General features: G+C 69.9%; 11 protein-coding genes. 7 read left to right on the forward strand and 4 right to left on the reverse strand.

Features of this window, described 5'->3' with window-relative positions; genetic code table 11:
* Positions 1 to 41: 41 nt before the first annotated feature.
* The 3 genes from MFF13_RS02405 to MFF13_RS02415 all read left to right on the forward strand — a co-directional run bounded on the left by MFF13_RS02405 (position 42) and on the right by MFF13_RS02415 (position 4,053).
* Positions 42 to 2,288: a RelA/SpoT family protein gene (locus tag MFF13_RS02405; protein ID WP_147814170.1), complete on the forward strand. Its 2,247-nt coding sequence runs from the start codon at positions 42 to 44 to the stop codon at positions 2,286 to 2,288.
* A 172-nt stretch (positions 2,289 to 2,460) separates the two neighbouring features.
* Positions 2,461 to 3,051, forward strand: a complete 591-nt coding sequence (gene pyrE / locus MFF13_RS02410) for an orotate phosphoribosyltransferase (protein ID WP_238270687.1) — start codon at positions 2,461 to 2,463, stop codon at positions 3,049 to 3,051.
* Positions 3,052 to 3,390: 339 nt separating this feature from the next.
* Complete coding sequence (locus MFF13_RS02415) at positions 3,391 to 4,053, forward strand: LabA-like NYN domain-containing protein (RefSeq protein ID WP_147753490.1); 663 nt, start codon at positions 3,391 to 3,393, stop codon at positions 4,051 to 4,053.
* On the opposite strand, the gene MFF13_RS02420 is transcribed toward MFF13_RS02415, so the two are convergent.
* The 3 genes from MFF13_RS02420 to dapA all read right to left on the reverse strand — a co-directional run bounded on the left by MFF13_RS02420 (position 4,050) and on the right by dapA (position 6,220).
* On the reverse strand, positions 4,050 to 4,622 hold the full coding sequence (locus MFF13_RS02420; RefSeq protein WP_147763871.1) for a peroxiredoxin: 573 nt from the start codon (positions 4,620 to 4,622) through the stop codon (positions 4,050 to 4,052). The genes MFF13_RS02415 and MFF13_RS02420 overlap by 4 nt on opposite strands.
* A gap of 203 nt (positions 4,623 to 4,825) precedes the next feature.
* The gene (gene smpB, locus MFF13_RS02425) at positions 4,826 to 5,299 is read right to left on the reverse strand and encodes an SsrA-binding protein SmpB (protein ID WP_147753492.1); all 474 of its coding nucleotides are present in this window, start codon (positions 5,297 to 5,299) and stop codon (positions 4,826 to 4,828) included.
* 21 nt (positions 5,300 to 5,320) lie between these two features.
* Entirely contained in the window at positions 5,321 to 6,220 is a 900-nt protein-coding gene (gene dapA / locus MFF13_RS02430; protein WP_147763870.1) for a 4-hydroxy-tetrahydrodipicolinate synthase, read from the reverse strand.
* A gap of 203 nt (positions 6,221 to 6,423) precedes the next feature.
* Between dapA and MFF13_RS02435 the strand changes: the two genes are divergently transcribed.
* The 4 genes from MFF13_RS02435 (at position 6,424) to MFF13_RS02450 (ending at position 11,561) form a co-directional block, all read left to right on the forward strand.
* A complete protein-coding gene (locus MFF13_RS02435) occupies positions 6,424 to 8,748 on the forward strand; it encodes a lytic transglycosylase domain-containing protein (protein ID WP_147763869.1) in 2,325 nt (774 codons plus the stop codon).
* Between the two features lie 156 nt (positions 8,749 to 8,904).
* Positions 8,905 to 9,732, forward strand: coding sequence for an ABC transporter ATP-binding protein (locus MFF13_RS02440; RefSeq protein WP_238270689.1), 828 nt, complete (start codon positions 8,905 to 8,907; stop codon positions 9,730 to 9,732).
* A 25-nt stretch (positions 9,733 to 9,757) separates the two neighbouring features.
* Positions 9,758 to 10,546 (forward strand): ABC transporter permease, encoded by a 789-nt coding sequence (locus tag MFF13_RS02445; protein WP_147763867.1) that lies wholly within the window; start codon positions 9,758 to 9,760, stop codon positions 10,544 to 10,546.
* 13 nt (positions 10,547 to 10,559) lie between these two features.
* The gene (locus MFF13_RS02450; protein WP_147763866.1) at positions 10,560 to 11,561 is read left to right on the forward strand and encodes an ABC transporter substrate-binding protein; all 1,002 of its coding nucleotides are present in this window, start codon (positions 10,560 to 10,562) and stop codon (positions 11,559 to 11,561) included.
* Between the two features lie 21 nt (positions 11,562 to 11,582).
* On the opposite strand, the gene MFF13_RS02455 is transcribed toward MFF13_RS02450, so the two are convergent.
* On the reverse strand, positions 11,583 to 13,007 hold the full coding sequence (locus MFF13_RS02455; RefSeq protein WP_147828212.1) for a hypothetical protein: 1,425 nt from the start codon (positions 13,005 to 13,007) through the stop codon (positions 11,583 to 11,585).
* Between the last annotated feature and the right edge of the window lie 216 nt (positions 13,008 to 13,223).

Raw genomic sequence — 13,223 nt, forward strand, 5'->3', positions numbered from 1 at the left:
AGACTTCGGTTCGAACCGGATCGGAAAGGGTCTCCCGGCGGATGATGCGCCAGTACGAACTCGTCGAGCGGGTGAAGCGCTACAACCCCGCGACGAACGAGGCGCTGCTCAACCGAGCCTACGTCTACGCCATGCGTGCGCACGGCACGCAGAAGCGGGCGTCGGGCGATCCGTTCTTCGCCCACCCGCTCGAAGTCGCCGCGATCCTCACGGACCTGCGCCTCGACGACGCGACCATCGTCGCGGCCGTGCTGCACGACACCGTCGAGGACACGGCGGCGACCCTCGACGAGATCCGCGAGCTGTTCAGTCCGGAGATCGGCGCGCTGGTCGACGGCCTGACCAAGCTCAAGCGCCTCGACATGGTCTCGAAGCGCGCGGCCCAGGGCGAGAACTTCCGCAAGCTGCTGCTCGCCGTGGCGGCGGACGTGCGCGTGCTGCTCGTCAAGCTCGCCGACCGCCTGCACAACATGCGCACCCTCCAGCACATGCGCGCGGACAAGCGCGAGCGGATCGCGCAGGAGACGCTGGACATCTACGCGCCGCTCGCCGGCCGTATGGGCATGCAGGAGCTGCGCGAGGAGCTGGAGGACTTGTCCTTCCGCAACCTCAAACCCGACATCTACGCCACCGTCACCCGGCGGCTCTCCGACCTCACGGCGAAGTCCGAGAGCCTGGTCGACACGATCGAGCGCGACCTGACAGCGAAGCTGTCCGCCCGCGGGATCGAGGCTGCCGTCACGGGCCGGCAGAAGCGCCCGTTCTCGATCTGGTCGAAGATGGAGCGAAAGTCCGTCGCCTTCGAGCAGCTGTCCGACGTGTTCGGCTTCCGCGTCGTGGTGGAGACGCTGGACGATTGCTACGCCGCACTCGGCGTCGTGCACACCACTTGGCCGATGGTGCCGGGGCGCTACAAGGACTACATCTCCACCCCGAAGCAGAACGACTACCGCTCGATCCACACCACGGTGATCGGTCCGAAGAGCCAGCGCGTCGAGCTGCAGATCCGCACCCGCACGATGGACGACATCGCCGAGTACGGCATCGCCGCCCACGCCCACTACAAGGAGGCCGCCAAGCTTCCCGCCGGCCGCGAGTCGGAAGGCGGCGTCGCCCCACGCCTCGCCGCCGAAAGCGGCGCATACCAGTGGCTGCGCCGCACGATCGAGCTGCTGGCCGAGGGCGACAGCCCCGAGGAGTTCCTGGAGCACACCAAGCTCGAGCTGTTCCAGGACCAGGTGTTCTGCTTCACGCCGAAGGGCCGCCTGATCGCCCTGCCGCGCGGCGCCACGCCGATCGACTTCGCCTACGCGGTGCACACCGATGTCGGCAACTCCGCTGTGGGCGCCAAGATCAACGGCCGGATGGCGCCGCTGCTGCACGAGCTCGCCAACGGCGACGAGGTCGAGATCTCGCGCTCGGACGGGGCCGCGCCGCCGGCCGCCTGGGAATCGCTCGTCGTCACCGGCAAGGCCCGCGCCGCGATCCGCCGCGCCACCCGTTCGGCGGTGCGCCGGCAATATGCAGGCCTTGGCCGCCAGATCCTCGACCGTGCCTTCGAGCGGGCGGGCAAGAGCTTTTCCGACGACAAGCTGCGCGGCGCGCTCCCGCGCCTGGCCCGCACTTCGGTCGAGGACGTGTTCGCGGCGGTGGGGCGCGGCGAGATGTTCTCGGGCGACGTCGTGCGCGGCGTCTACCCGGACTACAAGGACGAGCGGAAGACCGGGCCGGCGGGGGTCGCGCAGCCGGTCGTCAACGGTGCCGGCCGGCTGATCCGCACGAAGGACCAGACCATGCGCCTGACCTTCCCCGGCGGCGGCACGGCGGACGGCACCGACGCGATTCCGATCCGTGGGCTGGCCGGCGACTTGCCCGTCAGCTTCGCACCGGATGGCGGTGCGGTGCCCGGCGACCGCATCGTCGGCATCCTTACGCCCGGCGTCGGCGTGACGATCTACCCGATCCAGTCGGCGGCGCTGGCCGCCTTCGACAACGAGCCCGAGCGCTGGCTCGACGTGCGCTGGGACATCGAGGCGGACGCCACCGAGCGCTTCCCGGCGCGGCTGGCCACCCAATCGATCAACGAGCCCGGCGTGCTGGCGCAGATCGCCCAGGTCATCGCCGACCACGACGGGAACATCGACAACCTATCGATGAAGCGCCGCACCCAGGACTTCACCGACATCGTCATCGACCTCTCGGTCTGGGACCTGCAGCACCTCAACGCGATCGTCGCGGAACTCAGGGGCAAGCGCACGGTGAGCCGGGTGGACCGGGTGAACGGATAGGGCTGCCGTTCGTTCGGGCCGCCCCGGCATGATGGGGAGGATCTTTTGGACGGCGGCCGCTCGGCTGGGCGCCGCCGACGCCGCACCCTGCACGGTCAGCGGCTTGCCTCCCCCTGCCGCCGCTGCCACAAGCGCAGCGTCTGCATCCAATCCCGCCAGGAGCCACGCGCGCATGAGTCTGGACGAAGTCTTGGCGGAATTCCGCGATGCGGGCGCGCTGCTCGAAGGCCATTTCATCCTGAGTTCCGGCCTGCGTTCGGCGGTCTTCCTGCAGAAGATGGCCATCTTCTCCGAGCCGCCGCGCACGGAGCGCCTGTGCAAGGCGCTGGCCGCCGTCATCACGGCGCGGTTCGGCAAGGTCGACATCGTCGTCTCGCCAGCGATCGGCGGTATCGTGCCGGGCTACGAGACCGCACGCCACCTCGAGGCGCGGGCGATCTTCGTCGAGCGCGATCCCGGCGGACCGTTCACCCTGCGGCGCGGCTTCAGCATCCCGGCGGGCCAGCGCGCGGTCATCGTCGAGGACATCGTCACGACGGGGCTCTCCGCCCGCGAATGCCTCGCCTCGCTCCAGGCGGAGCCCGGCGAGGTCGTCGGGGCCGCCTGCCTGATCGACCGATCGGGCGGCCGCGGCGAGATCGGCCTACCCCTGGTCTCGCTTGTAACCCTCGATATCCCGGCCTATCCCCCCGACGCCCTGCCGCCGGAACTCGCCGCGCTGCCGCCGGTGAAGCCCGGAAGCCGGGTGATGACGAAGGCTTGATCACGACCGAGCATCCGGTGGATCTAATCTGATCTGCCGGGAGATAGATGTCGATCAGTCGTTGCTTAATTGTTCTCAAAAGTATCGACGAGGTTGCATTACCACAAGCGATGGGCGGCCGATTTTATGCCCGAGCTTGACACGTTCGTCGGCGCCCCTCAAGAATACCGAGCGGTTACTATTGCGAACCGTCGCCTGCGTTTTGAAAAAAATAAATTCGATTTTCATCCGTTTGTGCGATTTGGCAGCCGTAACATTGATGCGTGTCGTTCGCCTGCATCGTAGGCGCGGCACGCGGCGTGATTTTCCTGTGTCGATATTTCAAAGATGGATCGTGCCATGAGTGCACTACAACGCAGCGCCTTGTTCATCGACGGCGCCAACCTCTACGCCACGACGAAAGCTCTCGGGTTCGATATCGATTACAAGCGGCTGCTGAAGGAATTCCAGGGCCGGGACAACCTGATCCGGGCGTTCTACTACACCGCCATGGTCGAGGATCAGGAATATTCCTCGATCCGTCCGCTGATCGATTGGCTCGACTACAACGGCTACCGCGTTGTGACCAAGCCGGCCAAGGAGTTCACCGACTCCCTTGGCCGCCGCAAGATCAAGGGCAACATGGACATCGAGCTCGCGATCGACGCGCTCGAGCTCAGCGCCTACATCGACCACATGGTGCTGTTCTCCGGCGACGGCGACTTCCGGTCGCTCGTCGAGGCGATGCAGCGTCGCGGCGTGAAGGTGACGGTGGTCTCGACCATCCAGACCCAGCCGGCGATGATCTCCGACGACCTCCGGCGTCAGGCCGACGAATTCGTCGACCTCGTCCAGCTGATCGGCAAGGTCGGCCGCGACTCGGGAGAGCGTCAGGTCCGCCCGGCCGGGGACCGCATGCGCGACAACGCGGAGCGGCCGACGCGCCCGAATCCCGGCCTCGAAAGCCGCTACGGCATCCGCCAGGGCCAGAACGGCGCGCCGGACGCGCCCGACGCCGACTAGGGCTTCATGGCCTCCGCATCGAGCCAGGCGATCACGTCGGCGGCGCTGCGATCGGGCGGGAACACCGGGTAGAACACCTTCGTCACGACTCCGTCGTCGATGACGAGGGTGAGCCGCCGCAGCAGGATGGTGCCAGCTGTCTCGAGGGTCGGAAGGCGCACCGCCATGGCGTAGGCGCGGGACGCGTCCGACAGCAGCGTGAATGGCAGTTGCAAGCGCTCCACCGCCTCGCGCTGGTAGGCGCTCGTCTGCGTCGACAGCCCGTGCACCTGCGCGACGCCCCGGGCCTTCAGATCCTCATGCAGATCGCGAAAGCCGCAGGCCTGCGGGGTGCAGCCGCGCGCACCGGGGATCGCATCCCAGTCGGGCACGAGGTTCGGCTTCCCCGGCTCCCCGGTGCGCGGATAGGCGAAGACCACCGTGCGGCCGGCGCACTTCGCCAGCGAAACGCGAGTCCCGTCGGTCGCGGCCAGCGACACGTCGGGCAGGCGCATCTCGACCAGATGCGCCGCCGCGCCGTCGTCGATCGGGGCGGGGAGGTCGGCGGGCAGGGCAAGGTTCGGATCCATGGCGTCGCTCCGACTCAAGGGGAGAGGCGTGCGAGAAGCGGCGTTACGGCTCGCACTCTCAGGCGTACCGTCGAACTCTAACATTGCGTGAGGCATCCGCGCCTTCCCTCCTCCGCAAAGGGGGAGGGGAGGTGCGTTGGGGTTTTGGCGCGATCCGTGTTCCCGTTGCCCGGCGTGGCGGCCTGCGTGCAGCGATCCGAGACCTACCCCCGGTCGCGTAAAATCCGAGCGCGATCGCGCTGCCAGTCGCGCTCCTTGCTGGCCTCGCGCTTGTCGTGGGCCTGCTTGCCCTTGCCGAGGCCGAGCTCGACCTTCGCACGGCCCTTTTCGTTGAAGTAGATCTTCAAGGGCACCACCGTGTAGCCCTGGCGCTGCGTCGCGCCGATCCACTTGTCGATCTGGCGGCGATGCAGCAGCAGGCGCCGCGGGCGCTTGGTCTCGTGGTTGAAGCGGCTCGCCTGGACGTATTCCGGGATGTAGGCGTTGAACAGCATCAGGTCGCCGCCGGATGGCCCAGCATAGGCCTCGCCGATGGTCGCGCGGCCGCTGCGCAGCGATTTCACCTCGGTGCCGGTCAATGAGATACCGGCCTCCAGGGTGTCCTCGATCGCATAGTGGAAGCGTGCGGCGCGGTTGTCGGCGACGATGCGGCGGTTCGGTTCGGGTTTGGGAGCCATCGGTTTCTTTGGTGCGCGGCGTCAGCTGGCCAGGAGGCCGGCATGGCGTAGGGCCGCGTCGACGATCGCCTTGGTCTCGTCCGAGACCGGAACCAGCGGCAGGCGCACGTCGGCGCTCATGTGGCCGAGACGCTCCAGGGCATACTTCACCGGGGAGGGGTTCGATTCGGCGAACAGCCCGACCTGGAGCGGTAGCAGCCGGTCCTGTAGCTGCAGCGCCTTGGCGTAGTCGCCGGACAGCGTCGCCTCCTGTAAGTCGGCGCAGAGCCTCGGCGCCACGTTCGAGACCACGGAGATGCAGCCGTGGCCGCCGTGGGCGTTGTAGCCGAGCGCGGTCGCATCTTCGCCTGAAAGCTGGATGAAACCCTCGCCCATGGCCTGGCGCTGAAGGCTGACGCGATCGATCTTGGCGGTCGCGTCCTTCACCCCGGCGATGTTCTTGAGTTCGAACAGGCGCGCCATCGTCTCGACGCTCATGTCGACGACGGAGCGCGGAGGAATGTTGTAGATGATGATCGGGATGCCGACCGCGTCGTTGACGGCCTTGAAGTGGGCGTAGAGCCCGTTCTGCGTCGGCTTGTTGTAGTAGGGCGTGACCACGAGCACCGCGTCGGCGCCCGCCTTCTCCGCGTGCCGCGCCCGCTCGACCGCCTCCGTCGTGGAGTTCGACCCGGCGCCGGCGATCACCGGCACGCGGCCGCCGGCCTCGTCGATGCAGGATTCGACCACGCGGTCGTGCTCGCTGTGGGTGAGCGTCGGGCTCTCGCCGGTGGTGCCGGTCGGGACCAGGCCGTGGCTGCCCTGCTCGATCTGCCAAGCCACGAACTTTCGGAACGCCGCCTCGTCGAAGGCGCCGTCGCGGAACGGCGTCACCAGTGCGGTCATAGAGCCCCGCAGGCGGCGCGCAGTGGTCTCGGTCATCTCGGGCGTCCCAGCCGGTCACTTCGCCCGGTCCGGCAGTCGCCGGTGGTCCGGCGCCATGTTGCGGGCGGCGCAGACATAGGGCTTCCGCCCCCCCCGCGCAAACCCTTCGCGCACGCGGTTAATGCGTTCTTAACGCTCCGGCCCGAGGCTGTCCTTTGCCGGCATCCGTCGAAACCGGGTCCCAGGGAGTGACCGCATCCATGGCGTCCCTCACACGCTCGCAGATCGTCGCCCTCGGCCTCGCGCTGACCGCGGGCGTGGCGCTTGCCGCCCCCTCCGCGGGCCTGCCCTCCGCGGACTTGCCGGCCGCGCCGGCGCCGGCCGCCTCGCAGCCGACGCCGCCCGCCAGCGACGCCATCGCGCCCGCGAGCCAGGTGGAGGGCGCGAAGGCCGCGCCCGACCCGGTCGCCGCCGACGCGCTCAAGCTCGATCCCAAGACCGCGAGCGAGGCCGGCCCGTCGAAGCCGCTCGCCACCGGGCAGGCGCTTCCGCCCGGCGCTGCGGCCTACGCTTCCGCCGATCCCGACGCGCCGGTCGCCTTCCCGCTGCCGGACGCCACCGTGACGCCGGCCGCCCCCGTGCCGGAGGTGCCGGGCCTCGGCCCGATCGCGCGGGTCGGCGACACCGACGTCGCCCAGCTGCGCCAGGCGATCGACTTCTACCGCAAGGGCAAAGTCGCGGACGGCGACCGCCTGCGCGACGGCTTCTCGGACCCCGCCGCCAAGGCACTACTCGAATGGGTCGCGATCCGCGCCGGCGCGGGCATCGGCTTCGAGCGCACCGTCGCCTTCACCCGCGCCAACCCGGATTGGCCAGCCGGCCCGCTGCTGCGGCGTCGCGCCGAGGAGGCCCTGCTCACCGAGCGCAAGAACCCGGCGACGGTGCGCGCCTTCTTCGGCGCCTCCCGGCCGGCGAGCGCGCCCGGCAAGTTCGCCCTGGCGCTCGCCTTCAAGGCGGACGGCCTCGACGGGGACGCCGCCGACCTCGTGCGCGACCTGTGGCGCTCCGAGACCTTCGGCCGTTCGCTCGAAGGCAAGGTCGCCGACGCCTTCCCCGGCGTGCTCACCCGCATCGACCACCGCTACCGCATGGAGCGCGCGCTGCTGAAGGAGGACTGGGAGGCGGCCGGCCGGGCCGCGACCTACGCGGGCGGCGCCTACGCCAGCCTGGTGCGGGCGCGACGGGCCGTCGAGGACAAGAGCTCGGGAGCGGCCTCGGCGCTAGCCGCGGTGCCGCCGTCCCTGCGCAACGACAGCTCGTACATCCTGTCCCGCGCCCAGTTCCTGCGCCGGGCCGACAAGCCGGCCGAGGCGGCCGCCGTGCTGGCGACCGCGCCGAGCAACCTCGACGTGCTCGTCGATGGCGACGAGTGGTGGGTCGAGCGCCGCATCGTCGCGCGCAAGCTGATCGATCTCGGCGACGCCAAGACCGCCTACGCGGTGGCGAGCGCCAACCCGGCCCGCACGGTGGAGAAGCGGATCGAGGCCGAGTTCCACGCCGGCTGGATCGCCCTGCGCTTCGGCGGCGACCCCGAGGCCGCCGCCCGCCACTTCGCGCTGGCCGCCGGCATCGCCGAGACGCCGATCTCGATTGCCCGCGCCGCCTACTGGCAGGGCCGGGCGGCGGACGCCCTCGGGCAGGCCGAGTCGGCCAAGGGATTCTATGAGACCGCCGCGCTGCAGCCGATCGCCTATTACGGGCAACTCGCTCGGGCCAAGCTCGGCCAGACAAGCCTCGCGCTCCGCGCGCCGGCCGATCTCGACGGCCCTGCGCGCGCCGCCTTCGACGACCGGCTCTGCATCCGTGCCCTGCGCCTGCTGGCGGCGGCTTCGCTGAAGGAGATGGCGCTGCCGCTCTACATCGACACCGCGCAGCGCCTGACGGATGCCCGCGAGGTGCAGGCGCTCGGCGACCTCGCCGTCGAGATGAAGGACGCCCGCGCCCTCGTCGCCGTCGGCAAGCTCGCGGTCCAGCGCGGGCTGCCGCTGGACGCCCACGCCTACCCCACCATCGGCATCCCGACCTACGAGGCGTTCGGCTCGGTGCCACTGGTCGAGAAGGCGATGGTGTTCGCCATCGCGCGCCAGGAGAGCCAGTTCGACCCCCGCGCCCAGTCCGGCGTCGGCGCCCGCGGCCTGATGCAGATGATGCCGGCCACCGCCCAGCGAACCGCCCGCCGGGTCTCTGCGGCCTACGATCCTGAGCGGCTCGGCACCGACGCGATCTACAGCGCGCGCCTCGGCCAGGCTCATCTCGGCGAGCTGATGGAGGATTGGCGCGGCTCGTACATCCTCGCCTTCGCCTCGTACAATGCCGGCGGCGGCAACGTGAAGAAGTGGATCGACGCCTACGGCGACCCACGCAAGGGCGACGTGGACGCGATCGACTGGGTCGAACGCATCCCGTTCACCGAGACCCGCAACTACGTCCAGCGGGTGATGGAGAATCTGCAGGTCTATCGCACGCGCCTCGACAACAAGAGCGCACTGCTGATCGACGGCGACCTGCACCGCGGGGCGCGCTGAGGAGGCGTCCGCAGCGCAGGCGCTTTCCCTTCCCCTCTGCGGGGCATGGAAGGTTGCGAGTGATGTCAGAGCGCAACCCCTTGGCCTGCCGCCTAGGCCCCTCTATCGAGACCCGATGACCTGCCGGATCCCGCGCGGGCGCCGGGGGAGGGGAGCGTGGACGATCGAGACTTCTCGCCCACCGGCAGACCGAACGCCCTCGACTTCGAAGACGTCGCGATCGCGTTCCCCCTGAAGGGCGGCCGGCGCTACGTCGCGGTGGAGGGAATCGACCTCGCGGTCGCGCCCGGGGAGTTCGTCGCCGTCGTCGGCCCGACCGGGTCCGGCAAGTCGACCCTGCTTAACGCCGCGGCCGGCTTGCTGAAGCCCGCGTCCGGCCGCGTCGCGGCGTTCGGCGCGCCGCTGCGAGGCCTGAACGGCCGGGCCGGCTACCTTTTCCAGTCCGATGCGCTGATGCCGTGGAAGACCGCGCTCGACAACGTCGCCGTCGCCCTCGAGCCGAAGGGCGTCCCCCGCGCCGCGGCCCGCGCAGGGGCGGGCGAGTGGCTCGGGCGCGTCGGCCTCGCCACCTTCGCCGACCGCTATCCGCACACGCTCTCGGGGGGGCAGCGCAAGCGCGTGGCCCTCGCTCAGGTGCTGATCCGCGACCCCGAGCTCCTGCTGATGGACGAGCCGTTCGGGCCGCTCGACGCGCAGACCCGGCAGATCATGGGTAACCTGCTGCTCGACCTCTGGGCCGCCGACCGCAAGGCGGTGCTGTTCGTCACCCACGACCTGGAGGAGGCGATCGGCCTGGCGGACCGGGTCGTGGTGCTGTCGGCCGGGCCGGCGGCGCGGGTCGTCGGCGACTTCCCCGTCGCCCTGACTAGGCCGAGGGACATCGCCGAGATCCGCCTCGACCCGCAGTTCCACGCGCTCTACCAGCGGATCTGGTCTTGCCTGCGCGTCGAGGTCTCGCGCGCCTACGCGAACGGGCCGGCATGACGCCTCACCCTTCGGAGACCCGCCGGTGAACCGTTTCGGCCTGCTCGCGCTCCAGATCCTCGTCGGGGTAGCGGGCTTCGCGATTTGGCACGTGCTCACCGTCTACCCAGTGCTCGGCCAGCCGCGGCAGATCCAGTTCTTCTTCTCGACTCCCGGCGCGGTGTTGGCGCGGACCTGGACCGAGATCACGTCGCCCGAGATCTGGGGCCACATCGCGATCACTCTGCAGGAGACGGTGCTGGCCTTCGCGTTCGGGGCTGCGGGCGGCATCGCCTTCGGCTTCCTGTTCGCGCGCAACGCGTTGCTGGCCGCGGTGTTCGACCCCTACATCAAGGCGGCCAACGCCCTGCCGCGGGTGGTGCTGGCACCGATCTTCGCTCTGTGGTTCGGCCTCGGCATCTGGTCCAAGGTGGCCCTCGGGTTCACGTTGGTGTTTTTCATCGTGTTCTTCAACGTCTACCAGGGGGTGCGCGAGGTCAGCCCGATGGTACGCGACAACGCCCGCATGCTCGGGATGAGCGAGCGCGGGCTGCTGCGCCACGTCTACTGGCCGTCGGCGCTCACCTGGATGTTCTCCTCGCTCCACACCGCGGTGGGCTTCGCGCTGGTCGGGGCGGTGGTCGGCGAATATCTCGGCGCGTCGGCCGGGCTCGGCTACAAGATCCACGAGGCCGAGAGCGTGTTCGACGTGACGGGCGTCTTCGCCGGGATGCTGATCCTCACCGTGTTCGTCGTCCTGATCGACGCCCTCGTCACCCTGGCCGAGAACCGCCTCCTGGCCTGGCGCCCGCGCGGCCCGCAGGGACGGAACTGAAAGGACGTTTGCGATGCACCGCCGCTCATTCCTCGCCGGATCCGCCGCGGTGCTCGCCGCTTGCAGGGACGCGCAAGCCGACACCGTGAAGGTGCGGATCGGGGTCGGCGGCAAGCCGCTGCTCTACTACCTGCCGCTGACGGTTGCCGAGCGGAAGGGCTACTTCGCGGAGGAGGGCGTCGAGGCCGAGATCTCCGATTTCGGCGGTGGCGCCCGCTCGCTGCAGGCGCTGGTCGGCGGCTCGGTCGACGTCGTCACCGGGGCCTACGAGCACACGATCCGCATGCAGGCCAAGGGTCAGGACGTCCGCGCCGTGTGCGAACTCGGTCGCCTGCCGGCGATCGTCATCGCCGTGCGCAAGGACCTCGCCGGCACGGTGAAGTCCGTCGCCGACTTCAAGGGCCGGAAGGTCGGCGTGACCGCGCCGGGCTCGTCCACGGCGCTCGCGGTGCAGTTCGCGATGATCAAGGCCGGGCTGAAGGCCACCGACGCGCCGCTCATCGGCATCGGCGGCGGGGCCGGCGCCGTCGCCGCGATCAAGCGCGGCGAGATCGACGCGATCGCCCACCTCGACCCGGTCATCGCCAAGCTGGAGGCCGACGGCGACATCCAGATCCTCGTCGACACCCGCACCGAGGCCGGGACCCGCGCCCTTTTCGGCGGACCGAACCCGGCGGCGGTGGTCTACACCAAGCAGGATTGGATCGAGCACCACCCGGCGGCGATGCAGCGGGTGGTCAACGCTTTCGCCAAGGCGCTCAAGTGGCTTGCCACAGCCTCGCCCGAGGCGATCGCCGACCTCGTGCCCGCCACCTACCAGTTCGGCGACCGGGCGCTCTACGTCCAAGCGGTGGGCAAGTCGCTCGAAAGCTACTCGCGCACCGGCATCCCGACCCAGGAGGGCATGACCAGCGTCCTCGACCTGGTGCGGACGCTGGACGCGGAGATGCAGAGTGCGCAGATCGACCTTGCGACCACTTTCGACGACCGCTTCATCAAGCGCGCGATGGGCTGATTACGGCAGGGCCGCGGGCGCTCAGAATTCGCCGCCAAGACCGGCTCGCACCCCGTGGCCGCCGTCTCCGCCGTAGGCGTAGCCGACGTTGATCGCCAGCGGGACCGCAGTCGGCAGACGGTGAGAGAGCGCCGCGCCGCCGGCCCACTCGCCGCGGTAGGTCGCGCTGTTCAGCACCCAAGTGGTGCGGCCGGGGGCCGAGGGCATCGAGGCGGTCGGCATCGCCAGCGCGGTGGCGACGCCCTGGCGGGCCTCGCGACGCGTCTCGGTGCTATACTGCGATAGGGCGTTGGTGCGCGATTCGAGGGTGCCGACGCGGGCCTCGACTCCGCCGAGCCGCCCCTCCGCCGAGTCGAGGCGGGAGCCGAGGCCGGCGATCGTGCTAGGGCCGTAGCCCGAGGTGGCGAGGTTTCCTGCGGTGTCCGAGGTGACGAACCGCGTCTCGCCGGACTGGGCCGCGGCGCTCTGGGCCGACCCGATCCCGCCGAGCGTATAGGTATTTGAGCCGTTGCCGATCGCGACCTGGTTCGCGCGGGTGGTCCGGGCGCCGGGGCCGATGGCGATCGCGTTGGCTTGTGTCGCCGAGGCGCTGCGGCCGATGGCGATCGACCCGTCGCCGGCGGCGTTCGCCTGCGTCCCGAGCGCCGTCGCGCTGCCCCCCCCGGCGGAAGCACCATAGCCGGCCGCGAGCGCGTCCGCGCCGCCTGCGGCCGGAAGCGGGAACGAGCTGGTGTTGTTACCGCGGATCGGCAGCTTCTCGACGTTCGACAGCCGCAGCTCGAACAACGCGACGCGGGTGGGGTCGTAGGTCCCGCCGGCGCCGGTTCCGCCAGCGCCGGTGCCAGTGCCACCGCCTGTGCCCGCTCCACCGGTGCATGGATTGCAGGCGGTTCCGCCCCCCGTGCCGCCGGTGCCGGTTCCAGTGCCGCCGCCGATGGTCACGCCGACGCCGGCGATGGAGCCCCCGCCGACCGTCGCCCCGACGCTTGCGACAGTTCCTCCGCCGACGGTCGCGCCCACGTCGACCAGGGTGCCGCCGCCGACCGTTGCGCCGACAGTAGCAACTGGTCCACCACCAACTGTGGCGCCGACGCTTGCGACGGTTCCCCCGCCGACCGTTGCGCCGACATCGGCGACCGAGCTACCGCCGACGGTGGCTCCGACATTGGCGACGCTGCCACCACCGACGGTCGCTCCGACGGTGGCGAGGGAACCACCACCGAGCGTTGCATCAACGGTCGCCAAGCTCCCGGTGGTTCCGTTCACCACGGAGGTCACCGTATCGAGCGTTCCGCGCAGGAGCTGGGCCTGGGCCAAGCCGGAGGTGCCCAGGAGAAGCACCCCACTCAGCATCGGAATCGCGATGACGTCGTGCGGGCGAAGGGCGGCGCGACCCTGCGCGAGCGTGGACGGACGCGCGGAGGCGCGGTTCTGGCGACGAGACATGGGAGCACTCCGACTGGGACCCATGCCGGGAGGCTGCATCGCGTCGTAAAACACAACGCGAGAGACCCATTGCATGGCTCATGCAATCTGAGCGCGAATGCTTAACGAGAGTTTGAAAATACAACCCGCGGTTGTTTTTTTCGTGTCGGCCGCAGGCGTGTATCGGATGCAGCCGCGGGTGCCCGACCCAAGCCTCCACTTAAAAACGATCGGCTT

Origin of the sequence: Methylobacterium cerastii (genome assembly GCF_022179125.1) — a bacterium.
In the GTDB taxonomy this organism is placed as follows: Bacteria; Pseudomonadota; Alphaproteobacteria; order Rhizobiales; family Beijerinckiaceae; genus Methylobacterium; species Methylobacterium cerastii.